22 protein-coding genes and 1 pseudogene are annotated in these 22,422 nt (G+C 37.6%); 3 read left to right on the top strand and 20 right to left on the bottom strand.

All coding sequences use genetic code 11. From position 1 onward, the window contains the following. Positions 1–30: 30 nt before the first annotated feature. The 8 genes from FFM55_RS00895 to mutY form a co-directional block, all read right to left on the bottom strand. Positions 31–771: a DUF1129 domain-containing protein gene (locus FFM55_RS00895; RefSeq protein ID WP_137600369.1), complete on the bottom strand. Its 741-nt coding sequence runs from the start codon at positions 769–771 to the stop codon at positions 31–33. 11 nt (positions 772–782) lie between these two features. Continuing rightward, a complete protein-coding gene (ychF, locus tag FFM55_RS00890; RefSeq protein WP_042492068.1) occupies positions 783–1,886 on the bottom strand; it encodes a redox-regulated ATPase YchF in 1,104 nt (367 codons plus the stop codon). A gap of 24 nt (positions 1,887–1,910) precedes the next feature. Further along, a complete protein-coding gene (locus FFM55_RS00885) occupies positions 1,911–2,096 on the bottom strand; it encodes a DUF951 domain-containing protein (RefSeq protein ID WP_042492070.1) in 186 nt (61 codons plus the stop codon). Positions 2,097–2,106: 10 nt separating this feature from the next. Next, on the bottom strand, positions 2,107–3,012 hold the full coding sequence (locus FFM55_RS00880; RefSeq protein ID WP_042492072.1) for a ParB/RepB/Spo0J family partition protein: 906 nt from the start codon (positions 3,010–3,012) through the stop codon (positions 2,107–2,109). Continuing rightward, positions 2,999–3,769 carry a ParA family protein gene (locus FFM55_RS00875; protein WP_042492073.1) on the bottom strand — a complete coding sequence of 257 codons (771 nt, stop codon included), beginning with the start codon at positions 3,767–3,769 and terminating at the stop codon, positions 2,999–3,001. The genes FFM55_RS00880 and FFM55_RS00875 overlap by 14 nt, the downstream gene beginning before the upstream one ends. A 13-nt stretch (positions 3,770–3,782) precedes the next feature. Next, positions 3,783–4,502: a 16S rRNA (guanine(527)-N(7))-methyltransferase RsmG gene (gene rsmG, locus FFM55_RS00870; RefSeq protein WP_042492074.1), complete on the bottom strand. Its 720-nt coding sequence runs from the start codon at positions 4,500–4,502 to the stop codon at positions 3,783–3,785. Between the two features lie 118 nt (positions 4,503–4,620). Further along, positions 4,621–5,520: a ribonucleoside hydrolase RihC gene (gene rihC, locus FFM55_RS00865; RefSeq protein WP_042492076.1), complete on the bottom strand. Its 900-nt coding sequence runs from the start codon at positions 5,518–5,520 to the stop codon at positions 4,621–4,623. 66 nt (positions 5,521–5,586) lie between these two features. Beyond that, a complete protein-coding gene (mutY, locus tag FFM55_RS00860; RefSeq protein WP_042492078.1) occupies positions 5,587–6,687 on the bottom strand; it encodes an A/G-specific adenine glycosylase in 1,101 nt (366 codons plus the stop codon). A 125-nt stretch (positions 6,688–6,812) separates the two neighbouring features. On the opposite strand from mutY, the gene rpiA reads away from it, so the two are divergent. Then, complete coding sequence (rpiA, locus tag FFM55_RS00855; protein ID WP_042492079.1) at positions 6,813–7,514, top strand: ribose 5-phosphate isomerase A; 702 nt, start codon at positions 6,813–6,815, stop codon at positions 7,512–7,514. A 73-nt stretch (positions 7,515–7,587) separates the two neighbouring features. Here the strand turns inward: rpiA and FFM55_RS00850 are convergent, their stop codons facing one another. The 6 genes from FFM55_RS00850 to menB form a co-directional block, all read right to left on the bottom strand. Then, positions 7,588–8,811, bottom strand: a complete 1,224-nt coding sequence (locus tag FFM55_RS00850; RefSeq protein ID WP_042492081.1) for a sensor histidine kinase — start codon at positions 8,809–8,811, stop codon at positions 7,588–7,590. Continuing rightward, entirely contained in the window at positions 8,811–9,506 is a 696-nt protein-coding gene (locus FFM55_RS00845; protein ID WP_042492082.1) for a response regulator transcription factor, read from the bottom strand. The genes FFM55_RS00850 and FFM55_RS00845 overlap by 1 nt, the downstream gene beginning before the upstream one ends. Before the next feature lie 208 nt (positions 9,507–9,714). After that, entirely contained in the window at positions 9,715–11,067 is a 1,353-nt protein-coding gene (locus tag FFM55_RS00840) for an APC family permease (RefSeq protein ID WP_137600368.1), read from the bottom strand. Between the two features lie 220 nt (positions 11,068–11,287). Then, entirely contained in the window at positions 11,288–11,812 is a 525-nt protein-coding gene (locus FFM55_RS00835; RefSeq protein WP_042492084.1) for a GNAT family N-acetyltransferase, read from the bottom strand. Positions 11,813–12,090: 278 nt separating this feature from the next. Further along, entirely contained in the window at positions 12,091–13,542 is a 1,452-nt protein-coding gene (locus tag FFM55_RS00830) for an o-succinylbenzoate--CoA ligase (RefSeq protein WP_042492086.1), read from the bottom strand. An 89-nt stretch (positions 13,543–13,631) separates the two neighbouring features. Further along, positions 13,632–14,450, bottom strand: a complete 819-nt coding sequence (gene menB / locus FFM55_RS00825) for a 1,4-dihydroxy-2-naphthoyl-CoA synthase (RefSeq protein ID WP_042492088.1) — start codon at positions 14,448–14,450, stop codon at positions 13,632–13,634. A 132-nt stretch (positions 14,451–14,582) separates the two neighbouring features. On the opposite strand from menB, the gene FFM55_RS00820 reads away from it, so the two are divergent. After that, positions 14,583–14,957 carry a PaaI family thioesterase gene (locus tag FFM55_RS00820; RefSeq protein WP_042492090.1) on the top strand — a complete coding sequence of 125 codons (375 nt, stop codon included), beginning with the start codon at positions 14,583–14,585 and terminating at the stop codon, positions 14,955–14,957. Here the strand turns inward: FFM55_RS00820 and FFM55_RS00815 are convergent. The 4 genes and pseudogenes from FFM55_RS00815 to FFM55_RS00800 all read right to left on the bottom strand — a co-directional run bounded on the left by FFM55_RS00815 (position 14,954) and on the right by FFM55_RS00800 (position 18,568). After that, complete coding sequence (locus FFM55_RS00815; protein ID WP_042492092.1) at positions 14,954–15,523, bottom strand: hypothetical protein; 570 nt, start codon at positions 15,521–15,523, stop codon at positions 14,954–14,956. The two genes, FFM55_RS00820 and FFM55_RS00815, sit on opposite strands and share 4 nt — an antisense overlap. A 169-nt stretch (positions 15,524–15,692) precedes the next feature. Next, positions 15,693–16,007 carry a YdbC family protein gene (locus FFM55_RS00810; protein ID WP_042492094.1) on the bottom strand — a complete coding sequence of 105 codons (315 nt, stop codon included), beginning with the start codon at positions 16,005–16,007 and terminating at the stop codon, positions 15,693–15,695. A gap of 23 nt (positions 16,008–16,030) precedes the next feature. Beyond that, the gene (locus FFM55_RS00805; protein WP_042492095.1) at positions 16,031–17,020 is read right to left on the bottom strand and encodes an asparaginase; all 990 of its coding nucleotides are present in this window, start codon (positions 17,018–17,020) and stop codon (positions 16,031–16,033) included. 139 nt (positions 17,021–17,159) lie between these two features. Beyond that, positions 17,160–18,568, bottom strand: a pseudogene (locus tag FFM55_RS00800) (APC family permease). A gap of 428 nt (positions 18,569–18,996) precedes the next feature. Between FFM55_RS00800 and FFM55_RS00795 the strand changes: the two are divergent. Further along, positions 18,997–20,388, top strand: coding sequence for an amino acid permease (locus FFM55_RS00795; protein WP_137600367.1), 1,392 nt, complete (start codon positions 18,997–18,999; stop codon positions 20,386–20,388). 74 nt (positions 20,389–20,462) lie between these two features. On the opposite strand, the gene FFM55_RS00790 is transcribed toward FFM55_RS00795, so the two are convergent. Both FFM55_RS00790 and FFM55_RS00785 read right to left on the bottom strand, forming a co-directional pair. Next, on the bottom strand, positions 20,463–20,909 hold the full coding sequence (locus tag FFM55_RS00790) for a transposase (protein WP_042492098.1): 447 nt from the start codon (positions 20,907–20,909) through the stop codon (positions 20,463–20,465). A 106-nt stretch (positions 20,910–21,015) separates the two neighbouring features. Further along, positions 21,016–22,344, bottom strand: a complete 1,329-nt coding sequence (locus FFM55_RS00785) for an APC family permease (protein WP_042492100.1) — start codon at positions 22,342–22,344, stop codon at positions 21,016–21,018. Positions 22,345–22,422 lie beyond the last annotated feature (78 nt).

Raw genomic sequence — 22,422 nt, 5'->3', positions numbered from 1 at the left:
TCTATCCCCACTGTCTCTTGTAACTAGCTTTTATTTAGAACGTGATTGCGTGTTGTTTGTTCCTAAGAACCCACCACGTATTCCCGTCTTTGAACGCCAGTAACGGAAACCAAGGAATGCCAATACGGCAAAGATAATATAAACCCAACCTGGTAATAATGGATTGATAATTGGTGGTAGGTAAGCAAATCCAAGATATGCTAAGAACCAAATTGCAAACGCACCAACTGTTACAGAAATTTTCTTCCACATTGATACACGCTTACCATCACGACGTGGCGTAATCATTAACGTTACAGCCGAGAAGAATACACCACCCAAAATTGACGTTAAGATTAATGATGTAATACCAGCAGCCCCGCCAGACCCTTGCATTGAAGCGGTATTGCGGCTAAATAGCAAAGTTAACCCGAACATAAAACTAAACATCATAAAGAATGCAATTGCATTATCAATTGCTAGTGGCCAAAAACCATAGCTAGCATAGCCGCGTGATTCTGCTTGTGTTTCTTCAACCGTTTTTAATCCCATTGCTTCGGCTGGTGAGTTATACAACTGACGTGCCGTTTGACCAGTCTTTTGTGCTGTTAATAACTTAGCCCCAACTTCAGTAATTAATTGTGCTTTGTTGTCATCACCATTAGCTAAAATAACCATTTGACGGATAAACTCTTGATTACGCTTCGTTAATCCAGATGTTGCCAGTTCTTGTACTGTTGGCAACGTCAGCTTTGTATCCTGTACTTGTGTTTGTTCCTTTGACTCTGTCATAGTTCCCCCAATTAAACATTGAACAAGAATTCGATGATATCACCGTCTTGTACAACATATTCTTTTCCTTCTGAACGACGGCGCCCCGCCTCTTTGATTGCCTTCAATGATGCGTACTTATCAAGGTCTTCAAATGAGAATGTTTCAGCACGAATAAATCCTCGTTCGAAGTCCGAATGAATAACACCAGCAACTTGTGGCGCCTTCATACCAGCACGGAATGTCCAAGCACGTGTTTCCTTACCACCAGCGGTAAAGAAAGTTCGCAAATCAAGCATGTGATAGGCTGCTCTAATCAAACGATTCAATCCAGGCTCGGTAATGCCTTGCAATTCCATGAACTCGGCTTTATCTTCATCATCCATTTCAGCAATTTCTTCTTCAGCACGTGCAGAAATACCAATGACATCAGCATTTTCCTCATCAGCATATTGCTTGATTTGTTGGAAGTACTCAGACGCTGTTGGATCCGCCATATCGTCTTCGGCAACATTGGCAACGTATAGTACCGGCTTTGATGTTAACAAGAACAAATTATGAATAATTTTTTGTTCATCATCATCCCATTCAATTGAGCGCGCTGGCTTACCAGCTTCTAAAGCTGGCTTCAATTGTTCCAAAACTGCTAGTTCTGCAATAGCCTCTTTATCCTTTGCAGACTTAGCAGCCTTTTCAACACGGCTAAAACGCTTGTCAATTGATTCCAAGTCAGCTAACACAAGCTCTGTATTGATTGTCTCAATATCATCTAACGGATCAACTTTACCTGAAACATGGGTAATATCATCATCATCAAATGCACGCACGACATGCACAATGGCATTAACTTGACGAATGTTTTCCAAAAACTTATTACCAAGTCCTTCACCTTGTGAAGCCCCTTTTACAATACCGGCAATATCCGTAAATTCAAAAGTCGTTGGCACAACTTTATCAGCTGGGATCAATTCTTGAATACGATCTAGACGGTCATCTGGCACTTCAACCATGCCAACATTGGGTTCAATGGTAGCAAATGGGTAATTAGCCATTTCTGCCCCTGCTTTAGTAATTGCGTTAAATAACGTTGATTTGCCGACGTTTGGCAAGCCAACAATTCCTGCTGTAAGAGCCATTATATATTTACCTATCTCTCTTTTTTATTCTTGTGCACTTTTTAATACACGTTTAAATCTTTTATCAAATTCATGACGGGTCATAACAACTTGACGTTGACAACCTTGGCACACAATCTTCATATCCGCACCAACACGCATAATCTGCCACTCATTGACGCCACAAGCATGTGGCTTTTTCATTTCAACAACATCATATAAGTTATACATTGCTGCCTCCTTATTGCTCATCAAGGTCAATATTTAACATATCAAAAATCCGATTTAAATCTTCATCTGATAAATATGTAATTTCAATCTTACCAGCACCCTTACGATTGCGTGTCATATGTACTTTCGTACCGAATTTATCTTCTAGCGCTGTTGTTGATGCCTTAATATAAGGTGAAAGACTTGCTTGATTTTTCGTTGGAGTTGCTTGTTCGTTTAATTTATTTACCAATTGTTCTAATTGTCTAACCGTCATACCCTCAGCAATGGCACGCTTGGCAACTGGCGTAATACGCCGTTTATTATGTAGCCCTAGCAATGTTCGCGCTTGTCCCATTGATAACTGACCTGCATTTAATAAGTCTTTCACTTCGTCTGGTAGATTCAATAACCGCAAAAAATTGGCTACTGCTGAACGTGCTTTTCCTAGTCGTTTAGCAACTTGTGCTTGTGTCAGATTAAGGCCATCCATCATGTCACGATAAGCCTGTGCTTCTTCTAACGGCGTTAAATCTTCACGCTGCAAGTTTTCCAAAATAGCCGCTTGCAACATTTGATCATCATCTAGTTTGCGGACAATTGCTGGTATAGTCGTCATTTCAGCTAATTGTGATGCCCGCCAACGCCGTTCACCAGCTAGTAATTCGTATTGACTATTATTTTTAGGATTATGGCGAACAATAATTGGTTGTAGCACGCCATTTTGTTTAATTGAATCTGCTAGTTCTTGTAATTTGTTTTGATCAAAAACACGGCGTGGTTGGAAAGGATTTGCAACAATTTTATCAATTGCAATATCGCGAACTTCATCACTACCATTCACTGTATTATCTAACCCTTGGTCAGCAAACAATGCGCCTAAGCCGCCACCTTTTGCGCCAAGACCCCCTAAACCTGTTTTTTTAGATTTCACCATGAGATTTAAGGACCTCCTCTGCTAGATTTGTATAAACTTCAGCACCCTTTGATCTAGGATCATAATCAATAATGGCCAATCCACGTGAAGGTGCCTCTGACAGCCGTACATTACGTGGAATTACCGTATCATATACTTCACTATTAAAGTACTCGCGGACATTTTCTACAACATCAGCAGATAGATTCGTACGTGGATCAACCATTGTCATCAAAACGCCTTCAATTTCTAAATCAGGATTAAAGTGTCGCTTCACTAATTTCATATTATTCATCAATTGGCCAAGGCCTTCTAATGCGTAATATTCTGCCTGTACTGGAATTAAAATTGAATCTGCAGCTGAAAAAGTATTAATCGTAACAAGTCCCAATGAAGGGGGATTATCAATCAATACATAGTCATATTTTTCGCGAACATCACCAAGTGCATTTTTTAAACGTAATTCACGTGCCATAACTGGTGCTAATTCTAACTCAGCGCCTGCCAAACGAATTGTCGCTGGTACGATATCAACACCCTCATGTGATGTTGGTAGAACAACTTCCATCAAAGGTACGTCATTAATCAATACATCATAGATGTCTTGTTCAATATTAGATTTATGTACACCGGTTCCTGAAGTTGCATTTCCCTGGGCATCAGTATCAATAATTAATACTTTTTTACCAAAATTAGCCAATGCAGCAGCTAAATTAACCGTAGTCGTTGTTTTACCAACGCCACCTTTTTGGTTTGCTAATGCAATAATGTGTCCCATTATTTTCTCCTTTCTACAATGGTTTACGTGCTGGATCCCCTGGCTTTCGTGGATAACGGTTTGGTGTTGATCCAACTTTTTCAATTACGATAATTGTTCTTGGATCACCATTTGGTAAGTTAACTGGCATTGATTCGCCAATTTTACCACCTAGTTTTTTTATCGCACCTTGTGCTTCTTCAAGTTCTTCGTTGGCCGCACTACCTTTCATCGCTAACAGCACACCACCTACTTTAACCAATGGTAGCGTTAATTCACCTAATACATTCAAGCGTGCTAGTGCACGTGCAGTCGTTACATCATATTGTTCACGGTTAGGTGCTTTCTTTTGACCAAATTCTTCTGCCCGTGCGTGAATAACAGTTACATCTTCAAGACCTAATTCATCAACTAATTCTTGTAAAAATTTAATCCGCTTATTTAAAGCATCAATAATTGTAATTTTCAATTGTGGAAACGCGATTTTTAATGGTAGTGATGGAAAACCAGCACCAGCACCAACATCAATCATGCTAAGTTTTTCACTTTGTAATTTAGGATACGCCCATGCTAAAGTTAACGAATCGTAAAAGTGCTTTAAATACACTTCATCTCGATCCGTGATGGCTGTTAAATTCATATGTTCATTAACTGCTACCAATCGATCATAATACGTTTGGTATTGTGCTAGTTGTTTCTCATCTAAAATAATGTTTTTATCGCGTAATGCCGCCGCAAATTTTTCGGGATTCATTATCATTCTCCAAACTGATTCCAATACTAAAAGAATACCGCAAAATGCCTATCTATTCAATAGTATGACTGAGTTGAATCTGTCATGTGCCACATTAATGTTCCACGTGAAACACAAACTAAATTGCCGTAATTTTTGTCATAAACCACTTATTAAACGCTTCAACATTAACTGATGTGGCAACGCTAACATTTGTGTTATGATCTTTTGTTGCGACAGTTGCCCCATTAGCTGGTCCTTGTGTGATGACATCAATAGCGTAGTCCTCAAAAACAAAAGCTTCTGGTTGTGCCAGATAAAACAAAGTATTCACATCGTGCATTGGTTTTGCACCATCTTGGTCATCAGCATAGTGCATAAATAAAGCTTGCAACATCTTACCAGTTTGATTGATTCCACCCAACTTATTGATATTTTCTTTACTCAATAAAGCCTGCAACGTGACATTTAACCCAATCATCTTAATTGATAAGCCAGATGTCAATAAAATTTGAGCTGCGTGCGGATCTGTGTATACATTGAACTCTGCAACACTGGTGACATTTCCTACTCCTAAAGAACCACCCATTACAACAACTTGCGCAATTTTAGGTAATACCTCCGGATACATACGAATTAGCAACGCAATATTAGTAAATGCCCCAGTTGCAACCACTGTCATTTTTTCTTGACTATTCATCAAAACCTGACGCATTGCAACAACTGCATGTTCTGGTAGAACAGTCGTTTTAACTGTTGGAAATTCCCAACCAGCCATCCCCGATTCACCATGAATATCAGATGCGTCAACATATTTTTTAATTAGTGGTGCTGATGCCCCAGCTGCCACTGGCACCACATTTTCTTGATGAAAAAACTCAACCAAACGCAAAGCATTTTGGGTTGTTTTATCAACTGAGACATTACCCGCTACTGTCGTAAGTAACATCACTTGAAATGCATCATCTGTTAATGCAATTGATAATGCCGCTGCATCATCAATACCAGGATCCATATCCAACAATATTTTTTGCGCCATTTCTATACCTTATCCCCTCTTTAATACTTAGATAGTATCACATGCCCACTTGTAGTAGCCGCTATTTTATTTTAAACGTTGCCAAATTTTATCTTGTATTTTTGGCTGTGGATCATTTTGAATATCAGCCATCGTTTGCCATTGGCCACGTTGCAAATTTTGCTTTTTAACTGTAGCTGTTAAGATCGTGACCGTCCATTTTAAATGCGTATACACATGAGTTACTGGGCGACCAGGAACCCGTTTTAAATCAGCAACAACACCATAATCTGCTGCCAAACGTTTTTGGGTTGCCTGAATCATTTCTTCTTCAGTCCAATGCGCATCATTATCTAAAATAAAATCCGTCAGTGCATATAACGGCATCATCCAAAAATCACCTAACAGACCTTTTGTTGGTCGTTGTTCCCACAAATAACCCGCTGGAGATTTAACTGCGATTGCAAAATAGGTCACCGGCTTAGGTTTTGGTGCCTTAGACTTAACAGGATACAACGCTTCTGTACCATCTAAGTATGCAGCATTGTATGCTTTAACAGGTGAATGCTCACTATCATAGTTTTTAGCCGTCATATAAGATGACCCTAAATCCATAATAGCTTGATTGAAATCTCCCGGTCGTTTTTGATCAATAATTTGTTGTCCCAATTCAAAGAAAATTTTACGTGTTTTAGGTTGTGCAATATCAGCATCAATTTTAAATAAACGTGCAAAAACCCGAAAAGCGTTGCCATCAATCGCTGGTACTGGTTCATCAAATGCGATACTTGCAATTGCTGCAGCCGTATAAGGACCAATGCCAGCTAATTTTTGCAATTCTTGCATATTATCTGGCCAACTACCGGCATAATCATCAATAATTTGGCGCGCTGCTTTTTGCATATTACGCACTCTTGAATAATAGCCTAACCCTTCCCATGTTTTTAATAATAACTGCTCTGGCGCCATAGCCAAATCGTTAATCGTTGGGAAAGTTGCCATAAATCGTTCAAAGTAGGGTATCACTGTTTGAACCTGCGTTTGTTGTAGCATAATTTCAGATACCCAAATATGATACGGTTCTCTATCCTGACGCCATGGTAGTGTTGACCTACCTTCTTGATCATACCAAGTTAATAAAGTTGCTTGAAAAGCGTTTATTTTATCATCATCCCACATTTCAATCATGAAAATTTGCCACCTTTTTAAAAGTTATTTACTTAGTGTAACATTTTATAATTTTTGATTTGCCTAAATCTAACTTAATGCGCGATAATATAATTAATAATACACATAGAAAGAGGATTTTCCTTATGACAGATCAAACTTCACTGAAAAAATTAGCGGGGTATCGTGCGGCCGAACTGGTTGAAGATGGTATGGTAGTCGGTATCGGTTCTGGTTCAACGATCGCCTATGTTATCGAAGCACTTGGAAAGCGTGTTGCCGAAGATGGTCTTAAAATTAAGGGCGTCCCAACTTCTGATAAAACGCGACGTACAGCAGCCAAACTAGGTATTCCAATGCATAACGTTGACGATGTTGATCATATTGATATTACGATCGACGGTGCTGATCAAATTGACGAAAATTTTGCTGCTATCAAAGGTGGTGGTGCTGCACTACTTTGGGAAAAAATTGTTGCGGTTAATTCAAAACGTAATGTTTGGGTTGTTGATGGTTCTAAATTATCAGATCATCTAACCCACTATTTGCCCGTAGAAATTATTCCATACGGAGCCGATCAACTCTTTAAACGCCTTGAAGCAAAAGGTTACAAGCCCACTTGGCGTTTAGATCAAAATGGTAATCCTGTCCGTACCGACTCAGCCAATTACCTAATTGATTTACACTTTAATCAAATGCCTGCCCCATTTACCTTAGGTCGTGAACTAACCAGCATGGTCGGCGTTGTTGAACATGGTTTATTCTTAAACGTTGTCGATCAAGTGATTGTTGGTCGTGAAGATGAAACCATTGATATATTTGATGCTCATCCCTTACCATTAATTTAAATAAAAAAGCTTAACATTCCTTAGCTTTAGTATCGGCAATGCCGGCTAATCCTCAGTTTGTTAAGCTTTTTTATTAAGTACTTTTTTGTCCTTTGGGAATTAAAATCTTAAAAATCGTTCCTTGCGGTTGATTATCAAGAATATCAATAGTCCCACGATGACCCTGTACGACCCACTTTGCAATAGATAGACCCAGACCATGTCCACCCGTCGAACGTGACCGTGCTTTATCGATTCGATAAAACCGGTCAAACAAATGTTTCTTATCTTCATCGGAAACACCCGGTCCCGTATCAGAAACCATAATTTTGACATTATTGCCAACTATCTTACCTTCAATTTTCACACTAGCACCCTCACCAGCATACTTTTGTGCATTATCCGTTAGAATAACGAGTAATTGACGTAAGCGTTGCGCATCTCCAACGATTGGCATAGTGTCTGGTACAGCCACTTCCAAAGTTTGCTGCTTTTCAGCCGCATTATACGCATAAATATCACCAACCTCACGAATCGTTGTTGTCAAATCCATCTCTTCAAACGCAAACAATGGAATATCAGCGTCAGCTTGCGACAAAGTTAATAAGTCACCCGTTAAATTATTTAAATGTCTCACTTCAGTTAGCGCATTAGCAACACTTTCAACTTGATCGATTACGGTGTCGTTTGGATGTTCAAGCATTCGTTCCAAGTTATTTTGAATAACCGTCATCGGTGTCTTAAATTCATGCGCCGCATCAGCAACAAATGTACGTTGTTGATTCCAAGACCGCATAATCGGCCGCATATTAGCACGTGTTAGTGCCATCCCCATTAACAATAGCGCAAGTTCAGACAATACATAAATCCAAAATAATCGTGTTTGATATGACTCAACTAATTCGTGTTCTGCCGTAACGTCCACATAAGCTAATTCGTCACCGCGCCGATTAAAAAAATACCAACTGCCACGATATTGTCGTAAATAAACTTTATTTTCTTTTGGTAAATTCAATACCTTAAAGGAATCAACAAAATCAGTGATCTGTGCCGTTTCAGTTTGAATAATAGGACGATCAAAACGATTGGTTTGCACATCAAAAACGCGACTAACGCGATGCTGCGCATTACCATACATAACCGTCCTAAACTGATTAACTGTAAACGTGCCAATTAATACGAACACAAACGTAAAACCCACTACCATTAAGATAGTCATTTTTACTTCTTGTGGAAGCGAAGCGCGGATTCTCTGCAACCACTTTTTAAATCTACGCCACTGATAATGTGGTTCTTTGACCACTTTGGTATCAGCCATTAATCCTCATTTGTTGCATTTAACGTATAACCTACATTACGCAACGTTTTGATATTAACTTGTGCCTCCGCTTGGCGTAAGTTCTTTCGTAGGTTAGACATATAAACTTCGACTACTGTCAAAGAAGTATCTGAATCAAAGCCCCATAGGCGATCAAAAATTTGGTCCTTAGTAACAATTTGGCCAACATGTTGTACCAGATAAACTAGCAGTCCAAATTCACGACCTTGCAAACTAATTTCTTCATTACCAACTAGAACTTTATGCTGTTCAACGTAAATTTGAATATTACCAACTTCCAAAGCACCGTCCTGTCCCAATACACCTGTATGACGCAGTAATGCCTTTAAACGTGCTAACAATTCTTCTTTATAAAACGGCTTTGTCACGTATTCATCAGCTCCTAGATCAAACCCCTGCATCTTATCAGTCAATTCACTTTTAGCCGTTAACATCAAGACTGGTAAATTTGGAAAGGCTTCTTTAGCCTTCTTTAAAATCGTAAAACCATCTTGTCCTGGTAACATCACGTCTAAAATCACGGCATCATATACGCCGGATTCAATTTCAAACCATCCCTCATCACCATCATGAACCTGAACAACTTCACCTAATTCTGAAATTGTTTCTTTCACTGTATCATTTAACGCGTAATCATCTTCAACTACTAATAATTTAATTGTATTTTCAACCATAACTTACCACCCTCGTATACTTGTTTCTCTCTTTGAATGTGACTATAAGCGTTGAACCTTAAAAAGTGCCTATTATCAGCTTACTAAAACCTTAAATATTTAAGGTTCCCTCGTCTCATTATAAAACCTATGCGCAATAATTGCTTAAATATACTTTATGCCATAAAAAAAGAACCGTGATTATGTCCACGGTTCTTTCAAACAACATTTATTTCTTACCTGTAAAGTAACTTACCAAACCAATCACAATCCAGATGCCCAAAATAACATATTCATATGGCCAGACCAATGAAACTGATGTTCCGGGAATGATTGTTGATAAAGCAATCAAAATAGCAATCACACCACCAATAACTGGTAATGATAGATGCTTATTACGGAAACCACCCTTTAACTCAGGATGCTTTTTACGAATAGCAATTAGGTTAAAGGCGTTAATTCCCCAAGCCAATGCTGTTAAGAAACCACCAATGTCCAAGAAGTATGTTAGGGCACCTTTTCCAAGCCAACCTAATGCTAATACTAAAATTAGGGTCATAACAATTGCACGACTTGGTGTCCCATACTTTGGGTGAACCTTAGCAAAATAACTTGGTAAAATCTTTTGTTCTGCTAATGAATAAATCAAACGTGGTGCCGTTGAGAACAATGCTAAGAAACTAGTTCCTAATCCTAAGAAAGCAATAATAAAAGCAGCTGTTCCAAGTATTGGGAAACCTTCAGCTTTAAACGCATCAACTGTTCCCATTTCCATCATTGCTGTACTTTGCCAAGGATGAACCCATGCTGATGCTAGCAATACCAACAAGTAATAGGCTGATGCAATCATGATTGCAATCACCACAATACGACCAATCTTACGAGCTGGTGTTTTAACTTCTTCAGCCATCACACCAATTGATTCCCAACCCGTTAGGAACGTCATTGCTGGTAAAATAAAGCGGAAAATTTCGGGTGTTTTAGTCTGATGATCATAAAAAGCTGGCCAGAAATTACTTGGTTTACCGTGACTAAAACCTACAACAATCAAGATAATACCAATTAAAATCAAGAGTACAAACAAAACAATTTGCACGTTACTAGTTAAATTAGCCCCGCGATAATTAATTGCAAAAATAAATAATGTAATTAATACGCCCAAAATCAGTTCCGTATAATGAACTTTAGCACCTGCAAATGAATATGCCGGTCCCGTCGCAATTTTGGGAATGATTTGTGATAACAACATACTTGATGCCGTCACATAAAATGCTAAAGCACTCAAATATGAGCCTAATAATGCCCAACCTGCAAACAAGCCACCTTTTTTACCAAATGCCTCATAACCATAGACAACTTCACCACCAGCTTTTGGATAAATAGTCGATAATTCAGCAAATGATAAAGATACTAAAATTGCTAGAATTGATGCGGCGAGAAGTCCAAAAATTTCACCACCAGCCCCATATTGATGAAAAAATTGACTATTTGTATAAATCCAACTACTTCCAATTACCCCACCAGCACCTAAAGAAATAATACCAAAGGTACTGATACTAGGTTTTAAACCTTGTTGTGCCATACCACACAAGCCTGCCTTTCTACGTCCTGTATTAACCCTGTATTGACTACGCTTACATACATGTCATATCTAAATTATAGATATTTATTAATCATAATTTTACCAAATAATTAGCCTTAAAAGGGAATATTTAATATTTAATAAATTTTCATCACAAATAAAAAGTAGTAAATCGTCAAAATGTCTGACAATTTACTACTTATTAAACTATTTTCTTAAACTAATCATCTCTGCGTACAATAGCTTCTATTGACATTGCATGCATCGCTTGTAAATATTCCGTAGCACTAATATCAGGTGTACTTGCTAACAAATGAAATACACCGCCGGAATTTTCAGATAACAATTGCTTATCTTCAAGTCCATTACGCATATAAAAGTCATAGCGTCGTGTCCGTTGTTCTTCATTTTCAGCTTGTGTTCCCACCTGTTCGGCCTCTAAAATAACACCATCTTTATAACGTTCTTTCAATGTCGCCAATGCACGACTGCCGTATCCCTTACTTTGAATTGTTGCATCAATAGCAAAATAGAGTAAGAATGCTTTTGATAGACCGATTTCACATAGATAAACAACACCAACAATGGTCTGATCATCTACAATAACCTGCATTTTTATAGCATCTTGTTGTTCAACTAACGTAACTAATTCTGCCATTGGTCGTTGTTCATATTCAGGAAACGCCTCAGTATAAATACGTTCCCAATCTTTTTGTGTATTTGGCGTAACGTCAATGATCTCCATTTCTAACACCTCATTTATCTTATTTTCTTGTTTCCCCACGATTATATCATGGTAATAAAAAAGCACCAAGCTCGTCACTTGATGCTCCTGATCATGCGCATTAATTACAATCTGCATAATCATGTTAGTCATTAACGACTAACTTACAGAACGTATCGCCCTTGTTTCCTTATGACAAGGGCGATACGTTTCGTTGATTGTTTAAATCTGCCAAAACGTATCACCCCCTTTCCTAGATTAAAAACTATTATAAACGTTCATTTAAAAAATTCAAATAGTTAGTTTATTAATGTTGCGTATGTCGTAGCATCAACTAATTTATGGCGCTGTACTTTACCACTAGCTGTTCTTGGAAACTCATCTAGTTGATAGAATTTAGCTGGCACTTTATAATGTGCTAACATTTCACGACCAAAATCACGCAAATCTTGTTGTGACAAATATTTATTATCTTTAAAAGTAATAAAAGCAATCGGTACGGCACCCCATTTTTCATCAGGCACACCCACGACGGCTATCTGGGCAATCTCAGTTAACGTTGCATACGTACTTTCAATTTCATCAGGAAAGACATTTTCACCACCTGATGAAATCATGTCACCTTCCCGGCCATCAATATACAAAAAGCCTTCATCATCTATCCAGCCCATATCACCAGTATCAAACCAGCCATCTTCAAAAGAATCAGCATATTTCTCTGGTTGATTCAAATAGCCCACAGCCAATGTTGGTGATTTAATTTGAATACGACCATGTTGCTTATCATCAGGATGGGCAATGCGCAAAGAAACTGGCAACAACGGTTGACCAGCAGATCCAATCTTACGTTGCGCATTGGCTGCATCCAAGGCAATCACTTGTGAAGCTGTTTCCGTCATACCATATGATTGTACAACTTCAATACCCGAATGCGTTGCTTTTTGTAAGGTCATTAAATCAGTCGGCCCACCACCTAATAACATGGTACGAAAATTGGGATGATATTGTGTATTTACTGGTAATGCTGCTAACAAACGCGTTAACATCATCGGTACCACTGAAATTGTTGTCACATCACCACTTAATAAAATATCATTAATTCGTTTAACATCAAATTTTTCAACTAACCGAACACCCATGCCATAAATTAATGAGCGCATCATAATTGATAAGCCACTAATATGAAAAATTGGCACCACTGCTAACCAAACATCATTTGGCATCAGTCCTAAATTTAATGCAGAACCAATAGCTGAATAAAAGTGATTACCAAATGTTTGCATCACACCTTTAGGATTCCCCGTCGTACCTGATGTGTACATAATCGACGTCACACCCGTTAAATTAAAATCAGTAACTGGTGTTATCGTATTTACAACAGACGTATCAACAATTTTTGCAAATGGCAACTGCTGCACTTTTTCTAACTCTAAATTAAAGTCATCATCCTGCACAACTAAATTAATCGCTGCATCTTGTAATTGAAAATTGATTTCACGAGCTGCTAAGCGTCGATTAATTAACACAACCGTCTTCCCTAATTGTTGAACAGCTAAAATCATCAAGTAACCTTGTAAATTATTTGATGTGATAACTGCTACTCGCTCTTCTGTTTTAGCATAATACGCTAATTGTGAAGCCAACTTTAATACGTTATTTTTCATTTGTAAAAAAGTTAGCTTTGTTTCTTGATATTGAACAGCTAAACGGTTTGGCGTTAACTGTGCTCTTTTTATAAGCCAATTATCCATATTCATTCCTTTTTACGTTTTATGACGATATGACAAAAAACTCAACAGCTGCCATGATTAATGGTCACCTATCGAGTCTCATCACTTATTTATGGGAATTTTGGATACTTTGAAAAATCAGGATCGCGCTTCTCTAGGAAGGCATTCTTTCCTTCTTTTCCTTCCTCAGTTGTATAATACAACATCGTTGCATCCCCAGCGAATTGTTGCAAACCAGCCAAACCGTCAGTATCTGCATTCATAGCGGCTTTAATAAAGCGTAGCGCAGTCGGCGACTTTTGTAGGATAATATTAGCCCATTCCATCGTTGCATCCTCAACTTCTGCCAATGGTACGACACGATTAATCCAGTTCATATCGTAAGCTTCTTTTGCTGTGTAAAACTTATTTAAGAACCAAACTTCTTTAGCACGCTTATGACCAATAACACGTGCTAAGTAACCTGAACCATAACCAGCATCAAATGAACCAACCTTAGGTCCTGTTTGTCCAAACATAGCGTTATCAGCAGCAATTGTTAAATCACAAACTAGTTGCAAAATGTTTCCACCACCAACTGACCAGCCTTTAACCATTGCAATAATTGGCTTAGGAATAATTCGCATTAAATGTTGTAGATCCAAAACGTTTAAACGGGCAATGTGATCGTGTCCAACATAACCACCATTACCACGAACAGATTGATCACCACCAGATGAGAAGGCTTTATCACCTTCACCGGTTAAAATAATCACACCAATTGAAGCATCATCACGGGCAATTGAAAAGGCATCAATCATTTCTTGCACCATATCTGGTGTAAATGCATTATGATGACGTGGATTATTCATCGTAATTTTTGCGATTGCGTCAGTACGCTCAAAGAAAATTTCTGAATATTCTTTAACTGTTGACCATTCTACTGTCATATTTATCTGCACTTCCTATTTTTGTCTTTTAATTCTGTAAACACTATTAGTAGTATAATCTTTTTCTATTATTTTTTCCAAATTAATATTAGAATGATGGTTAACAACAATCTATTTAAGTGAGGTTTTGCCATGAATGCTTTAGAATATTTAAACGTGCAATTTGATACAATATCAGCCACCAAAACGATTATTCGATTACCCATTTCAGATAATATTAAACAACCTTATGGCATTGTTCATGGTGGTATCAACGCTTTTCTAGCAGAAACTGCAGCTAGTTTAGGTGCACAAGCAACCATGATTGATGACACACACGTGCCTGTTGGTGTTGATATTCATACGCACCACTTATCACCAGCTGATAAAGGTACACTATTAGCCATTGCAATGCCAATTAAATTAGGTCACCGTATTCAAACTTGGCAAGTAAATATCTTTATAGAAGAGACCCAACAACAAACTGCCACATCAACCGTCACCATTATGGTTACTAGTAAACCTTAGGCCATCAAGGTCAGCAAAATACTATTGGATAGTCGCTGATTATGACATAAAATACTAGTTTTCTTACTAGTCGTTGTTGCATCGGTTAAAACAACCGGCCCAAAATTAGTCTGGGCGTTGGCATACCGCCAACCTTTAGTAATCAGATGATCAACAATATGTTGCGTCGGTAATAAACACATTGGTTTCATTTGCCCATATAAATAATCCGAGATTTGCTCTATTTGACTTGCCGAATATGACGACCTCTTCCTATCAATATTTGGAATAACAATTGTCATCTTATTAAAATCAAAAATATGCAATTTCCCATTGCCTATTAATTGACGTTCCAAATTACGGAACGTTTTTTCTTTATGCAGTAACATAATGCCTTCTTGTTGCACCAATTGCCAGGTATCATCATTTTCTTGCAAGGCTTGGCAGAGTTGATTCACATAGTCTGGTACCATAACGTCTGTTAATACAATAATCTTGTTAACCTGATTATTTAACCCCGCTGCTACGATAACCAAATCTAACCATTGTTCCTGCGCAAGCATGCCATCAATAATTGCAATTTTCATTGTCTTGTCCCCATTTCAAAATCACTGTTATTAGTGTAGACAACAAAACAACGTGCAACAATGACGTCATTAACTAATCTTTTTCGTCATAATAAAAAAGATATCAGTTTCACAATTAATAGTGAATTGATATCCTTAAGTTAAGGTAGCGGGCAACTTTGGTTCCCAATTACATATCATTCAAACGACCCCATTTAGGGTGTGGTTCCGTTTCTTCGGGTTCTTCAACAACTGTATTATTATCAATAATTGGCGTATGTTCAGCCGATAAGATATCCGTTAGCACCTTATTTAAGGCGACTATCTCCTCATGAGATAATGTTAAACCTTTACCCATTTTACTATTATCAGGTGACCATGATCGTAAATCGAACTTTGGTTGATTATCCCCCCATTGTACGAAATTTAGTTGCAGTTCCCAACCACTTTTACTGGTTGATAATGAACCAAATTTTTCTAAAATATCATATGATAATTTTGCCATTTGTCCCTCCTAAATCGTCTACGTTAAACAAACCCAATATCATGCGATGCTTGTGTTTGAATCATTTGTGTGATTATTTGTGGATCACGTGTTTGATCTAACACCCACATTAATTTAGCAACAACCGCTTCCGTATTCATATCGCCGACCGTTACGCCACCAGCATCAGCAACACGTTTACCAACTTCATACAAATTGATATCTTGCCCTTCTTCTAAAATCTGTGTCGTAATAATGACAGGGATATTCGCTGCAATCAATTTTTCAATTCCCGGAATTAAATTACGTCTTTGAAAGGGTAACCCACCGTTCCCAAAGCTTTCAATAATAACACCATGTGTATGGTCAACTAGATAGTCAAATATATCGACCGACAATCCCGGAAAAGCCTTTAACACAAAAATATTCGCATCGAGTGAAACGTGGGATTTTAATTGTTGTACCTCAGTCTCTGGTTCATATAATGAAACCATTTCCCCTGCATTAACACTAGCTAAATAAGGATAATTGATACTTTCAAAAGCATCGTAACTCTTTGTCTTTGTCTTAACAGCACGTGTTCCCATCATAACTAAACCATTGAACACTAAATAAACACCATTTAAGTGTGTTTGGCTTGCAAATGTAACCGCATCATCTAAATTTCGAATGGCATCTGTTTGTAATTCACCCAATGGGATTTGTGAACCAGTAAGCACCACTGGCTTTTTTATACCATACAATAAGTATGATAGTGCAGCAGCCGTATATCCCATGGTATCCGTCCCGTGCGTGACAATAAAGCCATCAAATTCATTTTGACGCTCTAAAATACGACCAGCAATAATTAACCAGTCTTCAGGTTGCATATTTGTCGAATCTTTTCCCATGATATTTTCAACTGACATCTGCACATTATCACGTGGGACAACAAAAGTCATTAATTCATTAGCCGTAATTCCTGGCGCTAATCCTTGCGCTGTTTTGGTAGATGCAATTGTACCACCTGTTGTTAAAACCAATAATTTTTTCATCGGCTTTCTCCCATTTATCTAAACATATCTTATTATTTATTATCGCACACTTATTTTTCTCAATACACCATTAAATAAAAATGAAGCCACAACCGGCAATTTACCGTTGAGCTTCAATAATGAAATGCTAATCATGGCATTAAGTGTGCCGACTACCATATAATAAATAAACGAGTGCCCCAATGATTAACCAACCAATCATTAAGTAAATGGCTACCATATTTAATGAACATAATAGCATTACGGATGTTAATACCGTCAAAATTGGCAAGAATGGGAACCATGGCATTTTAAACCTATGCTGTACAATATCAGGTCGTTTACGTAATCGTAAGACTGCCATACCTGCTATGATAAAGGCCAATAAGGTTCCCCCTGAAACAAGATTAGCTAACATACTGATTGGAAAAACAGCGCCTAAAATGATTGCAATAATAGTTATCACAATAATTGCCGTTTTAGGTAATCCTTTTTGATCTAATTGCGCCAATTTACGAGGCATCAACCCATCACGACCAAATGAATAAATAAGACGCGAACCCCCAATTAACAATGCAACTAATCCCGAAAACATCCCCACTAAGGCAACAACTGACAATAAATTAGCCGTAAATAAATGACCCGACTCTCGTAATGCCCAAGCTGCCGGCTCAGCATTATCTAAAAATCTGTCATAAGGAAACATGCCCGTTAAGACGGCTGCAACACCAACAAACAAAGCTGTCGCAATAATTAACGTTCCAATAATTGCTTGTGGCATTGTTTTTTGTGGATTCTTCACTTCGGCTGAATTAGCTGCGATTGTATCAAATCCAATATAGGCAAAAAATATTTGTGTCGCCCCGCTAAAATCCCTGACAAACCACCAAAATGTGTTCCTGGTTGATGTTGTGGTATAAATGGCACCCAATTATTCACTTGCACGGCTGTTAAGCCAACTAAAATGAACAAAATAATTACTAAAATCTTCCCGATTACCAACCAATTTTCAATCCGGGCAATATTCTTTAAACCGCAACACGCTAAATAACCAATCAATAAAATGGATAATGCACCAAACAAATCAAAACCAGTCCCCTGATTCAGGTTAACCGATGCTTGAAAAAATCTGGGTAATTCAAATCCAAAGCTCGATAAAAATCCTTGAAAATACGACGACCAAGCTGACGAAACCAAAGCTAATGCAATTAAATATTCCGCTAAAATCGCCCATCCTGCTAACCAACCAACAAATTCACCAAAAATAACATTAGCCCAAGAATAAACAGATCCTGCGAATGGCATTGCAGATGCTAATTCAGCATAAGCTAAAGCTGCTAAACCCGCAATTAAGGCTGCCAAAATGAATGAAATAACAACTGCCGGACCAGCATATTCAGCAGCCACAATTCCTGGCATAGTAAAGACACCTGCACCGATGACCGTTCCAATACCCATTGCCATCATTTCTCGTTTACCTAATACTGCTTTTAATTTACCATCTTTATCTGCATAATGTTGTGGACTTTCACGCCGACACATCTTTTGCCATAGTGTTAATTTACGCATTGTATTCCTCTTATAAAAATTTATTATTATCTACCTGCTGAGTTATTCATCAACGGCATATAACTGATAAAATTTTCTCACGTTATATTAAAAAACACTGACTTGATTATTATTATTTGATTAATAAACAAGTCAGTTATTTTAATTTTTTCAAAATAACACTTGTTTTTAATGAATAATAATGCTATCCTTCTAGGTATTAATTATCGTATGGAGGTCACTTATTATGTTTAAGTCTCAGATTAAAAACAACAATTTAATAACGACCACCACCTCAACCACCGTCTTGGCTGGTTGGGGAATTTAGCGTGCTATTAATAAACTATCGATTATTAGCAACCCATCCAATCAGCTCGACACCCTTTTTAGCGGTGCAGGTTAATTGGATGGGTTTTTTGTATACTTTTTAAACAAAAAGGAGAAGGTTTATGAAAGAGAAACAGGGCAAAGATGAATTAGAATTAAAACGTTCCTTAACGGGTGGCCAAATGCAAATGATTGCCTTGGGTGGTACCATTGGTGTCGGTCTATTTATGGGATCAACTTCAACCATCCAATGGACCGGCCCTTCAGTGCTACTAGCTTATGCCTTCGTGGGAATTTTGTTGTATCTAGTTATGCGTGCTTTGGGCGAAATGATTTTTATAAATCCCTCAACTGGCTCATTTGCTGACTACGCCTCAAATTACATTCATCCTTTAGCTGGTTATCTGACAAAATGGAGTAATGTTTTCCAATATATTGTCGTTGGTATTAGTGAAGTTGTTGCTGTTAGTACTTATCTTAATTATTGGTGGCCGCATTTGCCCGGCTGGATTTCTGGTATTATTGTGATTGCTACGTTAACATTAGCTAATCTTGCCTCTGCCAAAGCATATGGTACGATGGAATTTTATTTTGCAATGATCAAAGTTATCACCATTATTTTAATGATTGTTCTTGGCTTGATGGTCATTTTCTTGGGATTAGGTAATAATTGGCATGCCATTGGTCTAACTAATTTATGGGCACACGGTGGTTTCTTTACAGGTGGTGCTAAAGGATTCATCTTTGCATTATCAATTGTCGTTGGTTCATATCAAGGTATTGAAGTGCTTGGGATTACTGCTGGCGAGGCAGAACATCCTAAACATGCAATTATTTCATCGGTTCGTTCAATTGTTTGGCGTATTTTGATTTTCTATATTGGGGCTATTTTTGTTATCGTCACTATCTATCCCTGGAATCAACTAGACGCTGTTGGTTCACCATTCGTTGAAACTTTTGCTAAGGTTGGTATTTCTGGTGCTGCTGGTATTATTAATTTCGTAGTCTTAACGGCTGCTATGTCAGGTGCTAATTCAGGTATTTACAGCTCAAGTCGTATGTTATTTAAATTATCAAGGGATGGTCAAACAGCCAAAGCCTTATCTAAAATTTCATCACATCAAGTGCCTTACATTTCAATTTTTGCGATTTCTGGGGGTATTTTACTTGGTCTTATTCTAAATACGGTTTTTTCAGCTTATAGCAAATCTACTGCTAACTTATTTGTCTTAGTTTATAGTTCTAGTGTGCTACCAGGTATGGTTCCTTGGTTCGTTATTTTAGTTTCTGAATTACGTTTTAGAGCTGCTAATAAGGATTTGATGGCAACGCATCCATTTAAAATGCCACTTTATCCAATAACAAATTACATTGCTTTATTATCATTGATTGTTATTGTTATCTTTATGTTTATTAATCCCGATACTCGTATTTCTGTAAGTATTGGTGCTGGTTTTTTGATTTTACTTTCAATTATTTACTTTATTCAAGCACGTAAGTCGCACAATGATTAAAAATAATCTATTAACTAAAAGCTCTGTACTTGTCACATTGGTAAGTACAGAGCTTTTAATTTTATCTATTATGACTAATGTTGTCGACCAATTTTAGAATTAATACCTTTTTGCGCCATTAACGCTTCCATATCATTTACCATTGCCAAAACTTCTGCATCACCAATTCGTTGCCGTGCACGACTTAATGTTGATGAACTAAATGGCCGTTCATACACATAACCCGGTTGACCAACAAAATATTGTAAGTACGGATTTTCTTTGATTTGCTCTAATGTCTCCTCATCCGTTAATTCTAACAGTTGCTGAATCATTAATGCGCCAAATACTAAACGAAATGGTAACGGTTTAGGACCACGTTTACTCTTAAAAACCATGGCATATTGCTTTTCCAAATCATGCCATGGCATATTGTCAGCACGCACAACCCATCGATTATTTTGATTAATTGGTAAACCAGTTGGTTGATTAAAATCATCAAACGACAGTTGTTCATAATTTGTCACATGATATTTTCCCATCCTGATATACTCCCTGTTCATTTATATTTGTATATTTATTATCGCATACTTTTACAATAAACAGGCAAATTTACATATTCCGTTTGCACAGAAAGACAAACAATTATCATTTATTATTAAATTGATAATAATAATAAACTGGTATGCCTAATGCAACAAACACAAAAGAAATTAATACCATTGAGAAGCTAGCGATTAAAGTATTAATCAAGACAAATAGTGCGCCACCAATTGCAACTAAAGGTACTATGGGATACAAAGGGACTTTAAAGGTATTTGCATCTAATGTAATTCCTTGTTTACGATCCTTTGCCCTTAAAATAAATATGCCGCAAAATGTTGCTGCATAAAATAGCCAAATAACAAACACAGCCATATCTGATAACCAATCAGCACCTGACAAAATAATCAGCACCATTGCCAAACCAGCTGTCGTCCATAGAGCTGCTATTGGTTCTTTTGCCTGATTAATTCGCTTTAAATAACGTGGCAAAACGCCTTCTTCAGCCATTGCATAAACCATTCGTGGGAAAGCTAACATTTTACCATTTAACGTACCAATCATTGAGACTAAAATACCAATTGCGATTAGTTTACCGCCTACCTGTCCAAACGCTTGTTTCGCAACCGTGTATGGTACTTCACTGCCTAATGCAACAATTTGATTTGCTGGTAACGCTTGGTAAATACCGTATGTTACACCAACATAAGCTAAAATGACAATTAGCAAACCAAAAATAATCGCTCTTGGTAAATTCTTACTAGGATTTTTTATTTCACCACCTAAATTAGCTAGTGTTGCCCAGCCATCATAAGCAAACAGTGTTGCTAAGATTGCTAACCCAAAATTACCTGATGCCGTTGATGTGACATGCGCTACCGTTTGACCCAAAGCATCAGCTTTACCAAAAAAGATACCAAAAATAACGAGGGCAACAATTGGTATTAATTTGATACTTGTTGTTGCAACTTGGAAGGCTCCTGCAATCCGGTTATCCAATGAATTCATTGCCGTAATTAAAATAACCGTTATAATCCCAATTAATGGTACCCACTCCATGGGTATACCAAAAAAATTTGCGAATAACTGTGAAAAATAAGCAGCTACTGAAGCAATAATTGCTGGTGCATAAATTGCAACTTGGGTCCACCCTGTCAAAAATCCTACAAATTCCCCATATAATTTCTTCATATAAATGTAAATGCCACCCGTTTCAGGAATTCTTGAACCAACTTCTGACACAGTCAAACCACCTGCTAAAGTTATAACACCACCAACTAACCAGGCTGTTAAACCAGCAGTAGTACTACCTGCTGTCTCTAAAACTTGCCCTTGCTTAAAGAAAATACCAGAACCAATTACAGTTCCAATCACCACTGAAATTCCCGTCCACACACCCATCGAACGCCTTAACTCATTTTTTCCTGCTTCCATACACCTTCTCCTTAATGTAAAATAAAAACGCCATTCAACTTGGATAAGTACAGTAAATCTGTATTACCAAGTTGAATG

It is taken from the genome of Weissella sagaensis (assembly GCF_005405285.1).
Taxonomy (GTDB): Bacteria; Bacillota; Bacilli; order Lactobacillales; family Lactobacillaceae; genus Weissella; species Weissella sagaensis.
Note: the sequence above shows the minus strand (reverse complement) of the source record. Positions and strands in the feature narration are given on the sequence as shown.

Coding starts and splice junctions, on each gene's coding strand:
- FFM55_RS00880 (WP_042492072.1), bottom strand. CDS start 3,012: ATGGTGAAATCTAAAAAAACAGGTTTAGGGGGTCTTGGCGCAAAAGGT.
- FFM55_RS00815 (WP_042492092.1), bottom strand. CDS start 15,523: ATGAAAATTGCAATTATTGATGGCATGCTTGCGCAGGAACAATGGTTA.
- FFM55_RS00785 (WP_042492100.1), bottom strand. CDS start 22,344: ATGGAAGCAGGAAAAAATGAGTTAAGGCGTTCGATGGGTGTGTGGACG.
- FFM55_RS00895 (WP_137600369.1), bottom strand. CDS start 771: ATGACAGAGTCAAAGGAACAAACACAAGTACAGGATACAAAGCTGACG.
- rsmG (WP_042492074.1), bottom strand. CDS start 4,502: ATGAATCCCGAAAAATTTGCGGCGGCATTACGCGATAAAAACATTATT.
- FFM55_RS00805 (WP_042492095.1), bottom strand. CDS start 17,020: ATGAAAAAATTATTGGTTTTAACAACAGGTGGTACAATTGCATCTACC.
- FFM55_RS00820 (WP_042492090.1), top strand. CDS start 14,583: ATGAATGCTTTAGAATATTTAAACGTGCAATTTGATACAATATCAGCC.
- FFM55_RS00795 (WP_137600367.1), top strand. CDS start 18,997: ATGAAAGAGAAACAGGGCAAAGATGAATTAGAATTAAAACGTTCCTTA.
- menB (WP_042492088.1), bottom strand. CDS start 14,450: ATGACAGTAGAATGGTCAACAGTTAAAGAATATTCAGAAATTTTCTTT.
- ychF (WP_042492068.1), bottom strand. CDS start 1,886: ATGGCTCTTACAGCAGGAATTGTTGGCTTGCCAAACGTCGGCAAATCA.
- FFM55_RS00830 (WP_042492086.1), bottom strand. CDS start 13,542: ATGGATAATTGGCTTATAAAAAGAGCACAGTTAACGCCAAACCGTTTA.
- FFM55_RS00845 (WP_042492082.1), bottom strand. CDS start 9,506: ATGGTTGAAAATACAATTAAATTATTAGTAGTTGAAGATGATTACGCG.
- FFM55_RS00790 (WP_042492098.1), bottom strand. CDS start 20,909: ATGGGAAAATATCATGTGACAAATTATGAACAACTGTCGTTTGATGAT.
- mutY (WP_042492078.1), bottom strand. CDS start 6,687: ATGATTGAAATGTGGGATGATGATAAAATAAACGCTTTTCAAGCAACT.
- FFM55_RS00835 (WP_042492084.1), bottom strand. CDS start 11,812: ATGGAGATCATTGACGTTACGCCAAATACACAAAAAGATTGGGAACGT.
- rihC (WP_042492076.1), bottom strand. CDS start 5,520: ATGGCGCAAAAAATATTGTTGGATATGGATCCTGGTATTGATGATGCA.
- FFM55_RS00885 (WP_042492070.1), bottom strand. CDS start 2,096: ATGTATAACTTATATGATGTTGTTGAAATGAAAAAGCCACATGCTTGT.
- rpiA (WP_042492079.1), top strand. CDS start 6,813: ATGACAGATCAAACTTCACTGAAAAAATTAGCGGGGTATCGTGCGGCC.
- FFM55_RS00850 (WP_042492081.1), bottom strand. CDS start 8,811: ATGGCTGATACCAAAGTGGTCAAAGAACCACATTATCAGTGGCGTAGA.
- FFM55_RS00810 (WP_042492094.1), bottom strand. CDS start 16,007: ATGGCAAAATTATCATATGATATTTTAGAAAAATTTGGTTCATTATCA.
- FFM55_RS00840 (WP_137600368.1), bottom strand. CDS start 11,067: ATGGCACAACAAGGTTTAAAACCTAGTATCAGTACCTTTGGTATTATT.
- FFM55_RS00875 (WP_042492073.1), bottom strand. CDS start 3,769: ATGGGACACATTATTGCATTAGCAAACCAAAAAGGTGGCGTTGGTAAA.